The 17,243-nt window shown below is 70.0% G+C and carries 13 protein-coding genes; 10 read left to right on the forward strand and 3 right to left on the reverse strand.

The genetic code is table 11. The features are described from left to right. Positions 1 to 8 precede the first annotated feature (8 nt). From gcvP to gcvT, 4 genes are all read left to right on the forward strand, one after another. The gene (gene gcvP, locus ACM0M4_RS14780) at positions 9 to 2,888 is read left to right on the forward strand and encodes an aminomethyl-transferring glycine dehydrogenase (RefSeq protein WP_003105788.1); all 2,880 of its coding nucleotides are present in this window, start codon (positions 9 to 11) and stop codon (positions 2,886 to 2,888) included. A gap of 142 nt (positions 2,889 to 3,030) precedes the next feature. Continuing rightward, a complete protein-coding gene (gene glyA, locus ACM0M4_RS14785) occupies positions 3,031 to 4,287 on the forward strand; it encodes a serine hydroxymethyltransferase (protein WP_019726242.1) in 1,257 nt (418 codons plus the stop codon). A 47-nt stretch (positions 4,288 to 4,334) separates the two neighbouring features. After that, positions 4,335 to 5,711, forward strand: coding sequence for an L-serine ammonia-lyase (locus ACM0M4_RS14790; protein ID WP_012614114.1), 1,377 nt, complete (start codon positions 4,335 to 4,337; stop codon positions 5,709 to 5,711). Positions 5,712 to 5,804: 93 nt separating this feature from the next. Then, the gene (gcvT, locus tag ACM0M4_RS14795) at positions 5,805 to 6,926 is read left to right on the forward strand and encodes a glycine cleavage system aminomethyltransferase GcvT (protein WP_003122380.1); all 1,122 of its coding nucleotides are present in this window, start codon (positions 5,805 to 5,807) and stop codon (positions 6,924 to 6,926) included. A gap of 45 nt (positions 6,927 to 6,971) precedes the next feature. Here gcvT and ACM0M4_RS14800 read toward each other — a convergent pair whose 3' ends face one another. Both ACM0M4_RS14800 and ACM0M4_RS14805 read right to left on the reverse strand, forming a co-directional pair. Further along, positions 6,972 to 7,847: a hypothetical protein gene (locus ACM0M4_RS14800; RefSeq protein ID WP_004349942.1), complete on the reverse strand. Its 876-nt coding sequence runs from the start codon at positions 7,845 to 7,847 to the stop codon at positions 6,972 to 6,974. Continuing rightward, positions 7,844 to 8,806 carry a polysaccharide deacetylase family protein gene (locus tag ACM0M4_RS14805; RefSeq protein ID WP_221345554.1) on the reverse strand — a complete coding sequence of 321 codons (963 nt, stop codon included), beginning with the start codon at positions 8,804 to 8,806 and terminating at the stop codon, positions 7,844 to 7,846. The genes ACM0M4_RS14800 and ACM0M4_RS14805 overlap by 4 nt, the downstream gene beginning before the upstream one ends. A gap of 687 nt (positions 8,807 to 9,493) precedes the next feature. Between ACM0M4_RS14805 and ACM0M4_RS14810 the strand changes: the two genes are divergently transcribed. The 6 genes from ACM0M4_RS14810 (at position 9,494) to ACM0M4_RS14835 (ending at position 16,724) form a co-directional block, all read left to right on the forward strand. Next, complete coding sequence (locus ACM0M4_RS14810; RefSeq protein WP_054375899.1) at positions 9,494 to 11,494, forward strand: protease modulator HflK; 2,001 nt, start codon at positions 9,494 to 9,496, stop codon at positions 11,492 to 11,494. Positions 11,495 to 11,505: 11 nt separating this feature from the next. After that, positions 11,506 to 12,543: a protease modulator HflC gene (gene hflC, locus ACM0M4_RS14815; protein ID WP_028680831.1), complete on the forward strand. Its 1,038-nt coding sequence runs from the start codon at positions 11,506 to 11,508 to the stop codon at positions 12,541 to 12,543. Continuing rightward, on the forward strand, positions 12,540 to 13,580 hold the full coding sequence (locus tag ACM0M4_RS14820) for an SPFH domain-containing protein (RefSeq protein WP_010793040.1): 1,041 nt from the start codon (positions 12,540 to 12,542) through the stop codon (positions 13,578 to 13,580). The genes hflC and ACM0M4_RS14820 overlap by 4 nt, the downstream gene beginning before the upstream one ends. A 153-nt stretch (positions 13,581 to 13,733) precedes the next feature. After that, positions 13,734 to 14,168 (forward strand): hypothetical protein, encoded by a 435-nt coding sequence (locus ACM0M4_RS14825; protein ID WP_003089693.1) that lies wholly within the window; start codon positions 13,734 to 13,736, stop codon positions 14,166 to 14,168. Positions 14,169 to 14,196: 28 nt separating this feature from the next. Next, a complete protein-coding gene (locus tag ACM0M4_RS14830; RefSeq protein ID WP_115288779.1) occupies positions 14,197 to 16,182 on the forward strand; it encodes a cation-translocating P-type ATPase in 1,986 nt (661 codons plus the stop codon). Continuing rightward, a complete protein-coding gene (locus ACM0M4_RS14835; RefSeq protein ID WP_003102966.1) occupies positions 16,179 to 16,724 on the forward strand; it encodes a DUF4946 domain-containing protein in 546 nt (181 codons plus the stop codon). The genes ACM0M4_RS14830 and ACM0M4_RS14835 overlap by 4 nt, the downstream gene beginning before the upstream one ends. Positions 16,725 to 16,859: 135 nt before the next feature. Here the strand turns inward: ACM0M4_RS14835 and ACM0M4_RS14840 are convergent, their stop codons facing one another. After that, positions 16,860 to 17,129, reverse strand: a complete 270-nt coding sequence (locus tag ACM0M4_RS14840) for a hypothetical protein (protein ID WP_003089681.1) — start codon at positions 17,127 to 17,129, stop codon at positions 16,860 to 16,862. Positions 17,130 to 17,243: the final 114 nt, after the last annotated feature.

The following is a 17,243-nucleotide window of genomic DNA, read 5'->3' on the forward strand; positions in this document are numbered from 1 at the left end:
ATCCCGCCATGACCGATAACCTGAACCTCGGCGCCATCGACCTGGGCACCGACGACGAATTCATCGCCCGCCATATCGGCCCGCGTGCCGCCGACACCCAGGCCATGCTCCAGCGCCTGGGCTACGACTCGCTGGACGCGCTGATCGGCAACGTGATCCCCGACAGCATCAAGGGCAGCAGCGTGCTCGACCTGCCGGCCGGCATGGGCGAGGCCGAGGCGCTGGCCAGCCTGAAGGCGATCGCCGCGCGCAATCGCGCGTTGCGTTCCTTCATCGGCCAGGGCTACTACAACTGCCACACCCCGGCACCGATCCTGCGCAACCTCCTGGAGAACCCGGCCTGGTACACCGCCTACACGCCGTACCAGCCGGAAATCTCCCAGGGCCGCCTGGAGGCGCTGCTGAACTTCCAGACCCTGGTCAGCGACCTGTCCGGCCTGCCGATCGCCAACGCCTCGATGCTCGACGAGGCGACCGCCGCCGCCGAGGCCATGACCTTCTGCAAGCGTCTGTCGAAGAACCGCACCAGCCAGGCATTCTTCGCCTCCCGCCATTGCCACCCGCAGACCCTCGACGTGCTGCGCACCCGTGCCGAGCCGCTGGGCATCGAGGTGGTGGTCGGCGACGAGAGCGCCATCGAAGACTTCTCCGCCTACTTCGGCGCGTTGCTGCAATACCCCACCTGCGACGGCGAGATCGTCGACTATCGCGAACTGGTCAGCCGCTTCCATGCGGTCGATGCTCTGGTCGCGGTGGCCGCCGACCTGCTGGCGCTGACCCTGCTGACCCCGCCGGGCGAGTTCGGCGCCGACGTGGCCATCGGCAGCGCCCAGCGCTTCGGCGTGCCGCTCGGCTTCGGCGGCCCGCACGCGGCCTATTTCGCCACCCGCGACGCCTTCAAGCGGGACATGCCGGGACGCCTGGTCGGCGTCTCCATCGACCGCCACGGCAAGCCGGCCTACCGCCTGGCCATGCAGACCCGCGAGCAGCACATCCGCCGCGAGAAGGCCACCAGCAACATCTGCACCGCCCAGGTGCTGCTGGCCAACATCGCCAGCATGTTCGCCGTCTACCACGGCCCGCAGGGCCTGCTGCGCATCGCCCGGCGCACCCACCGGCTGACCGCGATCCTCGCCGCCGGCCTGGAGCGCCTGGGCGTGGCCGTCGAGCAGAAGCATTTCTTCGACACCCTGAGCCTGGCCACCGGCGCGCGTACCGCGGCGATCCATGCCAAGGCCCGCGCCGCCGGGATCAACCTGCGCGAGATCGATGCCGGCCGTCTCGGCCTGTCGCTCGACGAGACCGTCCGCCAGGCCGACGTGGAGACCCTCTGGGGCCTGCTGGCCGAAGAGGGCCAGGCGCTCCCGGACTTCGCCGCCCTTGCCGCCAGCAGCGGGGACCGCCTGCCGGTCGAGCTACTGCGCCAGTCGGCGATCCTCAGCCACCCGATCTTCAACCGCCATCACTCGGAAACCGAGCTGATGCGCTACCTGCGCAAGCTGGCGGACAAGGACCTGGCGCTGGACCGCACGATGATCCCGCTGGGCTCCTGCACCATGAAGCTGAACGCCGCCAGCGAGATGATCCCGGTGACCTGGGCCGAATTCGGCAACCTGCACCCGTTCGCCCCGGCCGAGCAGAGCGAAGGCTACCGCCAGCTCACCGACGAACTGGAGGCGATGCTCTGTTCCGCCACCGGCTACGACGCCGTGTCGTTGCAGCCCAACGCCGGCTCCCAGGGTGAGTACGCCGGCCTGCTGGCGATCCGTGCCTACCACCAGAGCCGCGGCGACAGCCAGCGCGACATCTGTCTGATCCCGTCCTCCGCCCACGGTACCAACCCGGCTACCGCCAGCATGGTCGGCATGCGCGTGGTGGTGGTGGCCTGCGACGCGCGCGGCAACGTCGACGTCGAGGACCTGCGCAACAAGGCCAGCGAGCACAAGGAACGCCTGGCCGCGCTGATGATCACCTATCCGTCCACCCACGGCGTGTTCGAGGAAGCGATCCGCGAGATCTGCGCCATCGTCCACGACTGTGGCGGCCAGGTGTACATCGACGGCGCCAACATGAACGCCATGGTCGGCCTGTGCGCCCCGGGCAAGTTCGGTGGCGACGTTTCCCACCTGAACCTGCACAAGACCTTCTGCATCCCCCACGGCGGCGGCGGCCCGGGCGTCGGCCCGATCGGCGTGCGCGCGCACCTGGCGCCGTTCCTCCCCGGCCACGCTCGCGGCGAGCGCAAGGAAGGCGCGGTGAGCGCGGCGCCGTACGGCAGCGCGAGCATCCTGCCGATCACCTGGATGTACATCCGCATGATGGGCGGCGAAGGCCTCAAGCGCGCCTCGGAAATGGCCATCCTCAATGCCAACTACATCGCCCATCGCCTGGAGGAGCACTACCCGGTGCTCTACGCCGGCGGCAACGGCCTGGTCGCCCACGAATGCATCCTCGACCTGCGTCCGCTCAAGGACAGCAGCGGGATCAGCGTCGACGACGTGGCCAAGCGCCTGATGGACTTCGGCTTCCATGCGCCGACCATGTCCTTCCCGGTGGCCGGCACGCTGATGATCGAGCCCACCGAGAGCGAGTCGAAGGCCGAGCTGGATCGTTTCTGCGACGCGATGATCCGCATCCGCGAGGAAATCCGCGCGGTGGAACGCGGCGAGCTGGACAAGGAAGACAACCCGCTGAAGAACGCGCCGCACACCGCCGCCGAACTGCTCGGCGAATGGAACCACACCTACAGCCGCGAGCAGGCCGCCTATCCGCTGGCCAGCCTGGTGGAGGCCAAGTACTGGCCGCCGGTGGGCCGCGTCGACAACGTCTACGGCGACCGCAACCTGACCTGCTCCTGCCCGCCCATCGAGGCGTACAGCGAGGAGTGACGGACGAGGAGGGCGCCGCCAGCGGCGGCGTCCTCGCGTTTCCGGCGATACCCCTTTCCCGGCGCCGCGCTTGCGTAGCGGCGCCGCGGCCACGCTCGCGCCAGCGAGCGTCCTGACACCGACACGACAAGAGGCCAGCGCCATGTTCAGCAAGCACGACCAGCTCCAGGGCTACGACGACGAACTGCTCGCCGCGATGGACGCCGAAGACCGGCGGCAGGAAGACCACATCGAACTGATCGCCTCGGAGAACTACGCCAGCAAGCGGGTCATGCAGGCGCAGGGCAGCGGCCTGACCAACAAGTATGCCGAGGGCTATCCGGGCAAGCGCTACTACGGCGGCTGCGAACACGTCGACAAGGTCGAGCGGCTGGCCATCGACCGCGCCAGGCAGCTGTTCGGCGCCGACTATGCCAACGTCCAGCCGCATTCCGGTTCCTCGGCCAACGCCGCGGTGTACCTGGCGCTGCTCAACGCCGGCGACACCATCCTCGGCATGAGCCTGGCCCACGGCGGCCATCTCACCCACGGCGCCAAGGTGTCCTCCTCCGGCAAGCTGTACAACGCCGTGCAGTACGGCCTGGACACCGCTACCGGGCTGATCGACTACGACGAAGTCGAGCGCCTGGCCGTGGAGCATAAGCCGAAGATGATCGTCGCCGGCTTCTCCGCCTACTCCAAGACCCTCGACTTCCCGCGCTTCCGCGCCATCGCCGACAAGGTCGGCGCGCTGCTGTTCGTCGACATGGCCCACGTCGCCGGGCTGGTCGCCGCCGGCCTCTACCCGAATCCGATCCCCTTCGCCGACGTGGTCACCACCACCACCCACAAGACCCTGCGCGGCCCGCGCGGCGGCCTGATCCTGGCGCGCGCCAACGAGGAGATCGAGAAGAAGCTCAACTCCGCGGTATTCCCCGGCGCCCAGGGCGGCCCGCTGATGCACGTGATCGCGGCCAAGGCGGTGTGCTTCAAGGAAGCGCTGGAGCCGGGCTTCAAGGACTACCAGGCGCAGGTGATCCGCAACGCCAAGGCGATGGCCGAGGTGTTCATCGGGCGCGGCTACGACGTGGTTTCCGGTGGCACCGACAACCACCTGATGCTGATCAGCCTGGTGCGCCAGGGCCTGACCGGCAAGGAAGCCGACGCCGCCCTCGGCCGGGTCGGCATCACGGTGAACAAGAACGCCGTGCCGAACGATCCGCAGAGCCCGTTCGTCACCTCCGGCATCCGCATCGGCACCCCGGCGGTGACCACTCGCGGTTTCCGCGAGGGCGAGTGCCGCGAACTGGCCGGCTGGATCTGCGACATCCTTGACGATATCGACAATCCCGAGGTCGGCGAACGGGTCAGGAACCAGGTCGGCGAATTCTGCCGGCACTTCCCGGTCTACGCTGATTGAACAGGAACGCCGCCGTGGTGGCGGCCAATCCGCAAGCGGAGACGAGCATGTCCCTGAGTGTCTTCGATCTGTTCAAGATCGGCATCGGGCCGTCCAGCTCCCACACCGTGGGGCCGATGCGTGCCGCCGCGCGCTTCGCCGAGGGGCTGAGGCGCGAGGGGTTGCTGGAGGCCACTGCCAGCGTCAAGGTCGAGCTGTACGGCTCGCTCGGCGCCACCGGCAAGGGCCACGGCAGCGACAAGGCGGTACTGCTCGGCCTGGAGGGCGAGCAGCCGGACACGGTGGATACCGCCGCGATTCCCGCTCGGCTCGATGCCATCCGTTCCAGCGGCGAGCTGCGCCTGCTCGGCGAGCGGCCGATCCGCTTCGTCGAGAAGGAACACCTTGCGCTGATCCGCAAGCCGCTGGCCTACCATCCCAACGGCATGATCTTCCGTGCCTTCGACGCTGCCGGCCTGCAGGTCCGCAGCCGCGAGTACTACTCGGTGGGCGGCGGTTTCGTGGTCGACGACGAGGCCGCCGGCCTCGACCGCATCGTCGAGGACCGCACGCCGCTGGCGTTCCCCTTCAAGACCGCGCGGCAACTGCTCGACCATTGCGCCCGCGAAGGCCTGTCGATCAGCCAGTTGATGGCCGAGAACGAGAAGGCCTGGCGCCCCGCCGAGGAAACCCGCACCGGCCTGCTGCGTATCTGGCAGGTGATGCAGGACTGCGTCGAGGCCGGCTGCCGCAACGAGGGCATCATGCCCGGCGGGCTGAAGGTCAGGCGCCGTGCGGCGGCGCTCCACCGCCAGTTGTGCCAGCGGCCGGAGGCCGGCCTGCGCGATGCCCTCAGCGTGCTCGACTGGGTCAACCTCTACGCCCTGGCGGTGAACGAGGAGAACGCCAGCGGCGGCCGCGTGGTGACCGCGCCGACCAACGGCGCGGCGGGGATCATTCCGGCGGTGCTGCATTACTACGCGCGCTTCATCCCCGGGGCCGACGACGACGGCGTGGTGCGCTTCCTGCTCACCGCCGCGGCGATCGGCATCCTCTACAAGGAAAACGCCTCGATCTCCGGCGCCGAGGTCGGTTGCCAGGGCGAGGTCGGCGTGGCCTGCTCGATGGCTGCCGGGGCGCTCTGCGAAGTGCTCGGCGGTAGCGTGCAGCAGGTCGAGAACGCCGCCGAAATCGGCATGGAGCACAACCTCGGGCTGACCTGCGACCCGGTCGGCGGGCTGGTCCAGGTGCCCTGCATCGAACGCAACGCGATGGCTTCGGTGAAGGCGATCAACGCCGCGCGCATGGCCCTGCGCGGCGACGGCCAGCACTTCATTTCCCTCGACAAGGTCATCCGCACCATGCGCCAGACCGGCGCCGACATGAAAAGCAAATACAAGGAAACCGCGCGCGGCGGCCTCGCCGTGAACATCATCGAATGCTGAACCGCGCCGCTGCGCCGGCGCTTCTTTTTTCTTTCCCGACAATCGATCGCGGCTCTCCGGCAGAAAGGAGGCCGGGATGCCATGGAGTGAAACATGACCGCAGAAACCCTCGCCAAGACGCCCCTGCACGCCCTGCACCTGGAACTGGGGGCGAAGATGGTGCCCTTCGCCGGCTATGACATGCCGGTGCAGTACCCGGCCGGGGTGCTCAAGGAGCACCTGCACACCCGCGAGCAGGCCGGTCTGTTCGACGTTTCGCACATGGGCCAGATCCGCCTGGTGGGCGCCGATGCGGCGCTGGCCCTGGAAAGCCTGGTGCCGGTGGACATCCTCGACCTGCCGGTGGGCCAGCAGCGCTACGCGTTGTTCACCGACGAGCAGGGCGGGATCCTCGACGACCTGATGGTGGCCAACCTCGGCGATTGCCTGCTGCTGGTGGTCAACGCCGCCTGCAAGCACCAGGACCTGGCGCACCTGCGTCGTCACCTGGAAGACCGTTGCAGCGTCGAGCCGCTGTTCGAGGAGCGTGCCTTGCTCGCCCTCCAGGGACCGGCGGCGGTGCGGGTGCTGGAGCGCCTGGCGCCGCAGGTGGCGCAGATGACCTTCATGCAGTTCGCCCGCGTCGAGCTGCTCGGCCAGGACTGCTACGTCAGCCGCTCCGGCTATACCGGTGAAGACGGCTACGAGATCTCCGTGCCCGCCGCCCATGCCGAGGCCCTGGCGCGGCGCCTGCTGGCCGAGCCGGAAGTGGCGCCGATCGGCCTCGGCGCGCGCGACTCGCTGCGCCTGGAAGCCGGCCTGTGCCTCTACGGCCACGACATGGACAGCGCCACCACGCCGGTCGAAGCCAGCCTCGGCTGGGCCATTTCCAAGGCGCGCCGCGCCGACGGCGTGCGCGCCGGCGGCTTCCCCGGCGCCGAGCGGATCTTTGCCCAGCAGGCGCAGGGCGTTGCCAGCAAGCGCGTCGGTTTCCTGCCGCAGGGGCGGATGCCGGTGCGCGAGGGCGCCGAGATCGTCGATGCCCAGGGCCGGGCGATCGGCAAGGTCAGCAGCGGCGGTTTCGGTCCGAGTCTCAACGCGCCGCTGGCCATGGGCTACGTGCCGAGCGAGCTGGCCGGCCTGGGCAGCGAGGTGACGGCGATGGTGCGCGGCAAGCCGGTGACCCTGGTGGTCAGCAAGATGCCCTTCGTGGCGCAGCGCTACTACCGCGGTTGAGCACTGGCCCTCTCTCGCCTCGGCGGGAGAGGGCGGCGACCGGCCTCACGGGTGTTTCGGCCGCTGCCGTTGCAGGCCCAGCTTCTTGGCCCGGTGGAATACCGCTGCGCGGGTCTTGCCGGTCTGCTGCGCGCACCATAGCGAGCCGCGCTGCTGGTAGTGCTGGCGCAACAGATCTTCCTCGGACTTGCTCCAGATCGCATTGTTGCGGTCGCGCCCGCTGTGCGGGGAAAGCTCCTCGGCCTTGCTGGCGACACTCTGGTAGCTGCGGCCGAGCATGTAGGCGCACCAGGCCAGGCTGCGCTTGCTGCCGTGGCGGCGGATGAACTCGACTTCTTCGCTGGACCAGGCGGCCGGTGCCTTCGGCGGCGCCTTGCGGTCCAGCGAGCGGGCGAGGGCGGCGCGGGCGCGCGCCACCGCCTGGTCGCCGGGATTGTTGCGGCGGGTCACGCCGAGGGCGCGGCGCCAGCGCCCCACCAGGCTCGGACTGAAACCCCACCAGAACTGCACCGACTCGGCGCATTCGGTACGTACCGCGCGCAGCAGGTCGCCGCAGAGAATCGGCGAAGGGCGGCCGCTGCGCTTGCGCGTCGGCCAGCGGAACAGGCCGTCGGTGAAGCCGCCGACCTCCACGGCGCCTTCCAGCTCGTCGACCAGCCAGTCGCCGGGGATCACCAGTGGGCTGGTGTAGGGCGCGCCGAGCAGCAGGTGGTTGATGGTAGCGACAGAGGTAGGGGTGTCTGCAGTCATGGGACGATCCTTGCTGATACCGGGCCAGCTGGGCTGGCCATATCCCTGAGAGCGGCGTCGCTGCGGCGTGGCGGGCGACGGCGCGTTCGCTTCCCGTGGTTCGGGCGGTCTTCCGGCGGAGGGCGACTGCCTGTCGCGCCTCCTTGGGAACGGGCTGGAAGCCATGCTCATGGGCGGGCTCCACGATAGATGCGCCAGGCCAGCCGGCCGGGACGGGCGGCGATCGCCGCATCCACCTCGATGCGCGGCAGGTCCAGCGGGTCGCAACGGGTATCCACCAGGCCATTGCGCGCGCCGAAGGCGAAGCGGTAGCCAAGCCGACCGAGGGCGGCGCGCAGGCCGGGTTGCGCGGCGGGTGTGGTGCGAGCTTGGCAGAACACCGGCAGGGAGGCGGCGCAATGCTGCTGGAGCTGGCGGTGGGCGCGGCCGAGACAGTCCTCGGCGCAAAGGCCTGCCGATGGGTGCGGCTCCTGTCCGCGCAGGCCGAAGCGAAGCAGGCCGCTGTTTTCCAGGCGGCGGACCCGCTCCCAGTCGCCAGCGCTGTACGGTGCGGGAACCGGGCAGGCCGCGTGCAAGGCCTGCTGCGAGGCCGGGTCGAGGCGTTCCAGCTTGCGCAGGAGGAGGTCGAGGTTGCGGCTGCGACGCTGGTCGTCGCCGGTGCGTTCGAACACCGCCATGAGTGCCGCGCCGCTGTAACCCTCCAGCAGTTCCAGCAAGGGTCCGGCGGCAGTCGCATCGGCCTGCCAGAGCGTCTCGGCCACCGCTTCGCGCCAACTGCGCGGGTCACCGCCGATGAAGGCGCTCGCCGGCATTTCGTAGCGTTCCAGCAGCGGATAGACCTGCTCGGCCAGTTCCGCAGGGTTGCCGTCGACGCTCAGGGCGATCCGCAGGCAGGCTGGAGCGGGGCCTTCGAGCAGGTGTTCCAGGGGAACGCAGAGGAAGTGCCGCTGTAGCCATAGCAACAGGGTTTCCAGGTCCTGACGATCGAGGCAGTGGCCTTGCCGGTGCGGCAGGGTCGCGCGCCGGCGATCCGCGACTACCAGTCCCAGGCGCAGCACGATACCGTTCTGGCGCAGCCGGCGCTGGCCTACGGAGGAGTTCAGGAACGTCATCCCGATCAGGCTTCGCATGGCTTCCCCCGGCTCATCGACGATCCGTCACCGGCGATCGTTCCCTGCGCGCGGCAGGGCTTTCGCCAGCCTGTCCGGAGGCTGTGCCATGGACTCCGGCCCCGGCAGTCGATTCGGTCATGGGCGAGCCTCCTGGGGTAATCCGCACAAACGTTTGCTGCGACCACGCAATGCGTGGCTCGAACCGGGGCTTGGCGAGGCCCCGGCGGTTGTTCGATAAGGACTGCATGGCACCGGATAACGCTACAAAGGATCGATATGATTCTTTTTTGACGCTATCACAGTCGATGGTCGGATTATTGACGCTCTGCCGCTGTTATAAAACCGTCAGGCTATGCGAAAAGGCCTGCCGGCTACGCGTCGAGGCCCGGAATGGCGTGCCTTTGCGGGGGAGATGAGGGCTCCGGTAGGCCTATGCGGATTGGTTATAAGAAATCCGATTTGAATGAGAATTGCCGACGAATGGTCGTTTGCACGGATGTCCGGTGGTTTTTCCCGGCTGCTTAGAACCTTTCGATTGGTTAGGTGTTGCCCAGGGTGCTGCACACAGACTCTCGTCTTCCAGTCAAGAGCCTTGGGATGCAGACTGTTTTTCAAATCATGACAACTTCTTAACGCGCATTGTTATAAAGTTGCGGGCGTTTGCGCCGGCCTGGCCGGTACCTTCGAGTTTTGCCTGGAGTGAAGATGAGAGTCGACCTGGACGCCGAGGGCGTCGCCGCCGAATCGCTGCCGCGTTTCCAGCAGGCGCCCCGGCAGTTGCGCCAGCTGTGGCGATGGGCAGCGGCCAGCGTCGCCTTGGCCGCCGCCTGCGCCGTGCTGGGGTTCTTCATCGGCCTGTTCGCCGCCGACTCGCTCTGGCCGCCGCTGCTGTACAACCTCGGCGCGGCCTGGCTGGTCCTGTTCGCCGGTCTGCACGCGGCCTACCGGGTCGCGGCCTGGCGTTGCGTGGTCCTCGGCGCGGAGGCCAACGCGCGGCCTGCCTGGCTGCGCTGGCAGCGGGACGAACCCGACGCCACCGCCGACAGCGCCTATGAACGGCTGCTGGAGCGCCTGGGCCAGGCCATCGCCCACGGCCTGGCCCAGCTCGGGCACGCTGCGCTGTGGCTGGCGGCGAGCGCGGCGCTGGCGTTGTGCCTGGTAGCCGCCGGCTGGCGTCTCGACCTGCCGCCGGCCAGTTCCGGGCAAGCGGCCGACCTCGCCATCGGTATCTGCCTGCTACTGGCCTTCGCGGTGCTGGTGCTGGAACGTCGCTTCGCCAGCCAAGGGCCGGCGCAGTGGCCGGAAGCCCCGGTCCTCGGGCAACTGGCGCGGGCGTTGATCGGTACCCTGGTGCTGGCCGCCCTCTGTCTGTTCCTGGCTCGCCAGGGACACCCCTGGGCCCCGCGCCTGGCGGTACTGCTCGGCCTGTTGCCGGCGGCGCTGGCGCTGGAGTTGCTGGGCAGGGCGATCCTGGCGATGTTCGCGCCGCAGCGTGCCGGCCTCGAACCGCGCCTGGTCGCCACCAGCCTGCTGGCCGACCTGTTGCGCTGGCCGCCGCGTCCCCTGCAGCGTCTGCAGCATGAGTTGCACCAGCGCTTCGGCATCGACCTGCGCCAGGTCTGGGCCTTCGGTTTCATGCGGCGGGCGTTCCTGCCGGTGCTGGCGGTGGTGTCGCTGAGCGGCTGGCTGCTCAGCGGCGTACGCGAGATCGGCATGGATGCACGGGGTGTCTACGAGCGCTTCGGCAAGCCGGTCGCGGTGCTCGGCCCCGGCCTGCACCTGGGGCTGCCCTGGCCGCTGGGGCGGGTGTTGGCGGTGGAGAACGGGGTGGTCCACGAGTTGGCCACCAGCGTCGCCGCCGGCGACGGCGGAGCCGAGCCGCTCGCGCCCGCCGAAGGTCCGGCCCCGGATAGCGCCAACCGCTTGTGGGACGCCTCCCACGTCAGCGAGAAATCGCAGGTCATCGCCAGCCTGGCCGACCGTCGGCAGAGCTTCCAGATCGTCAACATGGACGTGCGCATCGTCTACCGCATCGCTCTCGACGACGCATCGGCGCTGGCGGCGACCTACCGCAGCGCCGACGTGCCGACGCTGGTGCGCAGCACCGCCAGCCGCGTACTGGTGCATGCCTTCGCCTCGCGGACCCTCGATGAGGTCCTCGGCGAGCAGCGTGCGGGCCTGGCCGAGCAGATCGGCCAGGCCGTGCAGGCCGATCTCGACCGCCTCGGCAGCGGCGTCGAGGTACTGGGCGCGGCGGTCGAGGCGATCCATCCGCCGGCCGGTGCGGCGAATGCCTACCACGCGGTGCAGGCCGCGCAGATCACCGCCCAGGCGCTGATCGCCCGCGAGCGCGGGCAGGCCGCCGCGCAACGCAACGAGGCGCAACTACAGGCCAGCGTGGCGCACGACCGGGCCAGCGCGCAGGCCCGCGAGGCCCTGGCCGCCGCGCAGGCCGCCGACCGGCGCTTCGCCGCCGAGCGGGAAGGCTATGCCGACGCCGGCCAGGCTTTCCTGCTGGAGGCCTACTACCGCCAACTCGGACGCGGCCTGGGCAAGGCCAACCTGCTGCTCATCGACCACCGCATCGCCGGCGCCGGCGCGCCGACCATCGACCTGCGCAGCTTCGGCCTCGGCCGCCTGGATTCCCCGTCTTCGTCCCGTCCGTCCGCCGCTCCGGCGTCCGCGGCCGGGCAATCCGCACCATGAGGAGAGCGCTCTTGAGCCTCGGTCACTCCCACTCGCACAGCCACCACGAGCATCATCACGATCACGATCACGATCACGATCACGATCACGATCACGGCCATGGCGCACAGGCCGCGTCGCCCTGGCGCCGGCTGCTGGTCGCCGCGCTGCTGGTGCTGTTCGCCGTCGCCGCCGCTTGCCTGGTGCAGGTACGTTCCGGCGAGGCGATGGTCATCACCCGTTTCGGCAACCCGGCGCGGGTCCTGCTCGAACCGGGCCTGGCCTGGCGCCTGCCGTTGCCGTTCGAGAGCGCGATCCCGGTCGACCTGCGCCTGCGCACCACCTCCAGCGGCCTGCAGGACGTCGGCACCCGCGATGGCCTGCGGATCATCGTCCAGGCCTACGTGGCCTGGCAGGTCCAGGGCGACGCCGACAACGTGCAGCGCTTCATGCGCGCGGTGCGCAACCAGCCGGACGAGGCTGCCCGGCAGTTGCGCACCTTCGTCGGCTCGGCGCTGGAAACCACCGCCAGCGCCTATGACCTGGCCGACCTGGTGAATACCGAGGCGTCGCGGGTGCGTATCGGCGACTTCGAAGCGCGCCTGCGCGAACAGATCGACCATCAGTTGCTGGCGACCTACGGGGTCAAGGTGGTGCAGGTCGGCATCGAGCGCCTGACCCTGCCCAAGGTGACCCTCGGCGCCACCGTCGACCGCATGCGCGCCGAGCGCGAGACCATCGCCACCGAGCGTACCGCCGAGGGCCGTCGCCAGGCCGCGGAGATCCGTTCGGCGGCGGAGCGCGACGCCCGGGTGATCCAGGCCGAGGCTTCGGTGAAAGCCGCGGAGATCGAGGCCCAGGCACGGGTCGAGGCGGCGCGCATCTACGGCAAGGCCTACGCCGGTTCGCCGCAGCTATACAACCTGCTGCGCTCGCTGGACACCCTCGGCACCATCGTCAACGGCGATACCCGGCTGGTCTTGCGCACCGATGCCGCACCGTTCCGCGTGCTGGTCGACGGGCCGCCGGCGCTCCCCGCCGAAGCGCCGGCCAACGGGCGCCGGCCATGAGCGGCGAAGCGCACGAGGGGCTGCGCAGCCCCTGGCTGCAGGCCGGACGCCTGGCGTTCCTCGCACTGTTCGGCGTGACCCTCCTGGCGGCGCTGGCCTGGGCGTTTTCCAACGTCCGCCAGATCGGCCCGGAGAACCGCGCCGTAGTGCTGCGCCTGGGCGCGCTGGAGCGCCTGGCCGGTCCCGGCCTGCTGCTGGCCTGGCCGCAGCCGCTGGAGCAGGTGGTGCTGCTGCCGTCCGCCGAACAGGTGATCGAACGCCGCGTCGAGGGCCTGCTGCGTTCCGAGCAGGCGCGTCGCGCCGATCTCGACGTCAGCCTGTCCAGCGACGCGCTGGCCGGCTCCGGCTACCTGCTGACCGGCGACGCCGGGGTGGTGCAACTGGACGTGCGGGTGTTCTACAAGGTCGACGACCCGTACGCCTACGTCCTCCAGGGCGCCCACGTGCTGCCGGCGCTGGACCGGCTGGTGGCGCGCAACGCCGTGCAGGTCTGCGCCGCGCGCGACCTGGACACCATCCTGGTGGCGCGCCCGGAGTTGCTCGGCAACGACAGCGCGGTCGCCGAGCGCCGCGAACGCCTGCGCGGCGACCTGGTGCAGGGCATCAACCACAGCCTGGCGGCGTTGGCCGCGGCCGGCAGCGGGCTGGGCATCCAGGTGGTGCGGGTCGACGTGCAGTCGAGCCTGCCGCGCAATGCGGTAAGCGCCTTCAACGCGGTGCTGACCGCCAGCCAACTGGCCGAGCAGAACGTCGCCAAGGCGCGCACCGAGGCGGAGAAACTCACCCAGGCCGCCACCGAGGGGGCCGACCGCACCCTGCAGCTCGCCCGCGCCGAGGCCGGCGAACGGCTGGCCCAGGCGCGCCGCGACACCGCCAGCATCGTTGGCCTGGCCCCGGCGCTGGGCGCGACCGATGCCGGCCTGCTCTGGCGCCTGTACCGCGAACGGGTGCCGGCGATCCTCGGCAAGGCCGGTTCGGTCGGCAGCGTCGATCCGCGCGACGATGGCCGCCTGATTCTGCAAGGTGGGCAGCCATGAGCCGCTGCCCGACGGTGCCCTTCGCGGGCTGTGAAACAATGGACGGACAAGCGAACGTGAAACGGCTACCCTGCGTCGGCATCAACCTTCGGTACGCGCTTCCGCCAGCGGAACGCGGCGCCGAGTCGAACAACCAGGCGAACGGGACGGGCAATGACGGCAGGCGGTATTCCATTCACGGGCAACGGTGCGCGGCTATCACCCGGCAGGGCCCTGCTGTGCGGGCTGGCGCTGTTGCTGTGCGGCGGCGAGGCGCTGGCGCGGCAGTTGCCGAGCGACATGCTGGTGGGCTTCGTGGCCAGCGCGCAGTACCCGGTCATCACCCTGAAGAAGCCCAAGCAGAGCCTGCTGCGCAGCGTGCTCACCCTGGGGCTGGGGAAGAAGACCGTCAGCTATTCGGTGGCGCCGTCGGTGCGCATCCGCACGGCGCAGAACCTGTTCATCGTCTATGGCCGCATGCCCCAGCTCAAGGGCAGTTTCGTCGGCCTGAAGAGCGACAACAACGGGCAAGTCAAGCAGATCTGGGAGCTCACCGAGAAGGAAGCCCTGGACTACGTACGCCGGCCGGACGCGCGCTTCCCGCAATAGCCGCCGCGGCTCGCCCCGGGAGGTGCGCATGAGCGAGCCGACCGCCCACGGCAGCCATGGCGGCTGCGCGCACCACCATCATCACCTGCCGTTCGGCGGCGGCCTGCTCAGCCGCGACGAGCAGCGCCGCGCCGCGCGCCAGCTGAGCCTGGCGATGCTCGCCCTCGGCCTGTTGCTGCTCGGCCTGGCCTGGCGCTGGCTGGCGGCGGACCAGGCCGGGGTCAGCCAGATCCTGCTCGGCGTCGCGTCGCTGCTGGTGGCGCTTCCGGTGGCCCGCTCGGCCTGGGACAGCCTGCGGCATCCGAGCCTGCACGGCGTCACCGACCAGTTGATCGCGCTGGCCATGCTCGGCGCCTGGGCCAGCGGCGACCTGCTGACCGCCGCGCTGCTGCCGATCATCATGATCTTCGGCCATGTACTGGAGGAGCGCAGCGTGATCGGCTCCCAGGAGGCCATCGCCGCCCTCGGCGAGCTGACCCGCAGCCATGCCCGGCGGATCGAGGCCGACGGCAGCCTGAGCGAGGTGGACAACGCCAGCCTGCGAGCGGGCGACCAGGTGGAAGTGCGCGCCGGCGACCGGGTTCCGGCCGACGGGCGGGTCCTGCAGGGCCAGGCCAGTCTCGACACCGCGCCGATCACCGGCGAGTCGGTGCCGCTCGAGGTGGCGCCGGGGATGGAGGTCTACGGCGGCGCGATCAACCTCGACGGCCTGCTGCGCATCGAGATAACCCGTACCGGCGAGGCCTCGACCCTGGGCAAGGTGATCGGCCTGATGCAACAGGCCGAGCGCGCCAAGCCGCCGATCACCCGCCTGCTGGAGCGCTACGCCGGGCAGTACATGTTGCTGGTGTTGCTGATCGCCGCGGTCACCTGGTTCGTCACCAACGATGCCCAGGCCATGCTCGCCGTGCTGGTCGCCGCCTGTCCCTGCGCCCTGGTGCTGTCCGCCCCGGCCACGGCTATCGCCGGGATCGCCGTGGCCGCCCGCCACGGTATCCTGATCCGCAGCTCGGCCTTCCTCGAGGAGCTGGCGGACCTGACTTCGCTGGTGGTCGACAAGACCGGCACCCTGACCCACGGCAGCCTGCGCCTGCAGGCGCTGCGCCTGGCCGATGCCGCCGAGGAGACGTCGGTGCTGCGCCTGGCCGCCAGCCTCGGCGCCGCCAGCAGCCATCCGGTGAGCCGAGCGCTGGCAGCCCTGGCGGCGCACGATGCCTATCATCCATTGAGCGATATCCGCGAACGCCAGGGGTTCGGCGTGGTCGCACGAACAGCGGCGGGCGAAGCCGCCCTCGGCCGGCCCGAACTGTTCCAGCAACTGGGCATCGACGCCAGCGAGGTGCCGGAGCATGAGGGACCGATCGCCGGAATCGCCCTGGACGGGCGCTTCCTCGGCTGGCTGCTGCTGGCCGACAGCGTACGCGCGGAGGCCGCCGAGGCCCTGGCCGATCTGCGCGAACTGGGTCTGGGCCGGCAACTGTTGCTGACCGGCGATCGCCGGGCGGTGGCCGACGCCGTGGCCAAGCAGGTGGGGATTCGCCAACTGGTGGCGCAGGCGTTGCCGGAGGACAAGCTGCGCCAGGTCGGCGCGGAGATCGGCAGCGGTTTCCGGCCGATGGTGGTCGGCGACGGCATCAACGATTCGCTGGCGCTGAAGGCCGGTGTGGTCGGGGTGGCAATGGGCGCTGGCGGCGCCGACATCGCCCTGGCCTCGGCGGATATCGTGCTGATCGGCAGCGACCTGCGCCGGCTCGGCACCTGCGTGCGGCTCAGCCGGCAATGCCGGCGGACCCTGCAGGTCAACGTGGCGATCGGCCTCGGCTGGACCCTGGCGATCGTCGCCGCGGCAGCCTTCGGCCTGCTCGGCGCGGCCGGGGCGATGGTCGCGGCGCTGCTGCACAACCTCAGCACCTTGCTGGTGCTGGGCAATGCCGGACGCCTGCTGCGTTTCGAGGAGCCCCTCGGGCAGCCCCGGCCGGCCGTGGAGGGACGCGAAGAGGAGGGTACACCGTGAGGCAGGCGCAAACGCGACGCAACGGCTGGCGCTGGCTGGCCCTGGCGGTCGGCACGCTGTCCGCGCTGAGCCTGGCCGAGGCGTCGATGGCGCGCTGGCCGGCGGGCTGGCAGGTCAGCGACCTGCCCGCCGCGCAGCCCGGCCAGGCCGGCGCCGGCCAGCGCCAGCGCGCGGTCAAGTTGCAGGCAGACGGCTCCCAGGCACTGGTGATGGAGGTGACGCGGATGCCCCTGCAGAGCGGGCAGGCAGTGAACCTGGAGAAAGTCCTCGGGCACATGCGCAAGCTGGTGCAGATCGAGTTCCTGCGCAACGGCCTGCAGACCGCCTGCACCTCGCCGCAGCCGTCCACCACCGGCGGGCTGGCGGCGCTGGAGACCACCTGCACCATTCGCCAGCGCGGCGCCGTGGTGATGAAGCAGACCTTGCTCGCCGCGGCCGGCAAGACCTCGGCCTATTCGCTGTCCTATGCCGGCCTGGCCGAGGCCTACGACGCCAGCCAGGCAGAAATCCGTGCGGTGCGGGAAAGCCTGCGCTTCGAATGAGCGAAATCGGACGCGGTCGGGGCGGGGGCTGGAGTGTCGGCGGATAACGCCTGCGGCGCTATTCGCCCTACGGAGGGTTGCATTGGGGTAGGGCGGATAACCGCTTGCGGTTATCCGCCTTGCGTCTGTCGCGGATCATTTCTTCCCGGCGTTCTGCAGGATCTGCAGGGCCTGGGTGGTGGCGGTGATGCAGCCCTTGGTGTCGCCGCTGGCCTGGTCCTGCCTGGCCTTGGCCTGGAGTTCCTTGACCTCGGTGACCCGCGCACCGGTGACCGAGGTCTTGCCGCGCACGGCGAGGATATCGTCCAGCTTCTGCAGGTTGGCGCCGCACAGGTCGGTGCTTTCGGCGGCTTGGGCGGTGCCGCCGAGCAGGGCGGCGGCGATGAGCAGGGTACGCACGATCATGGCAGTTCTCCTTTGTGGGCCGGGTGGCCGGACGGGGGAGAGACGACAGGCTCCTGGGAGTCTTCTCCGCATGCCCAGTATCTGACCGGAGCCTCGCGGGAATGGTTCGGTCGC

It is taken from the genome of Pseudomonas sp. 18-147 (assembly GCF_051048045.1).
Lineage (GTDB): Bacteria > Pseudomonadota > Gammaproteobacteria > Pseudomonadales > Pseudomonadaceae > Pseudomonas > Pseudomonas aeruginosa.

Coding starts and splice junctions, on each gene's coding strand:
- ACM0M4_RS14820 (WP_010793040.1), top strand. CDS start 12,540: ATGAGCGGCGAAGCGCACGAGGGGCTGCGCAGCCCCTGGCTGCAGGCC.
- gcvT (WP_003122380.1), top strand. CDS start 5,805: ATGACCGCAGAAACCCTCGCCAAGACGCCCCTGCACGCCCTGCACCTG.
- glyA (WP_019726242.1), top strand. CDS start 3,031: ATGTTCAGCAAGCACGACCAGCTCCAGGGCTACGACGACGAACTGCTC.
- ACM0M4_RS14830 (WP_115288779.1), top strand. CDS start 14,197: ATGAGCGAGCCGACCGCCCACGGCAGCCATGGCGGCTGCGCGCACCAC.
- ACM0M4_RS14790 (WP_012614114.1), top strand. CDS start 4,335: ATGTCCCTGAGTGTCTTCGATCTGTTCAAGATCGGCATCGGGCCGTCC.
- ACM0M4_RS14825 (WP_003089693.1), top strand. CDS start 13,734: ATGACGGCAGGCGGTATTCCATTCACGGGCAACGGTGCGCGGCTATCA.
- ACM0M4_RS14800 (WP_004349942.1), bottom strand. CDS start 7,847: ATGAGCATGGCTTCCAGCCCGTTCCCAAGGAGGCGCGACAGGCAGTCG.
- ACM0M4_RS14810 (WP_054375899.1), top strand. CDS start 9,494: ATGAGAGTCGACCTGGACGCCGAGGGCGTCGCCGCCGAATCGCTGCCG.
- ACM0M4_RS14805 (WP_221345554.1), bottom strand. CDS start 8,806: ATGCGAAGCCTGATCGGGATGACGTTCCTGAACTCCTCCGTAGGCCAG.
- ACM0M4_RS14840 (WP_003089681.1), bottom strand. CDS start 17,129: ATGATCGTGCGTACCCTGCTCATCGCCGCCGCCCTGCTCGGCGGCACC.
- gcvP (WP_003105788.1), top strand. CDS start 9: ATGACCGATAACCTGAACCTCGGCGCCATCGACCTGGGCACCGACGAC.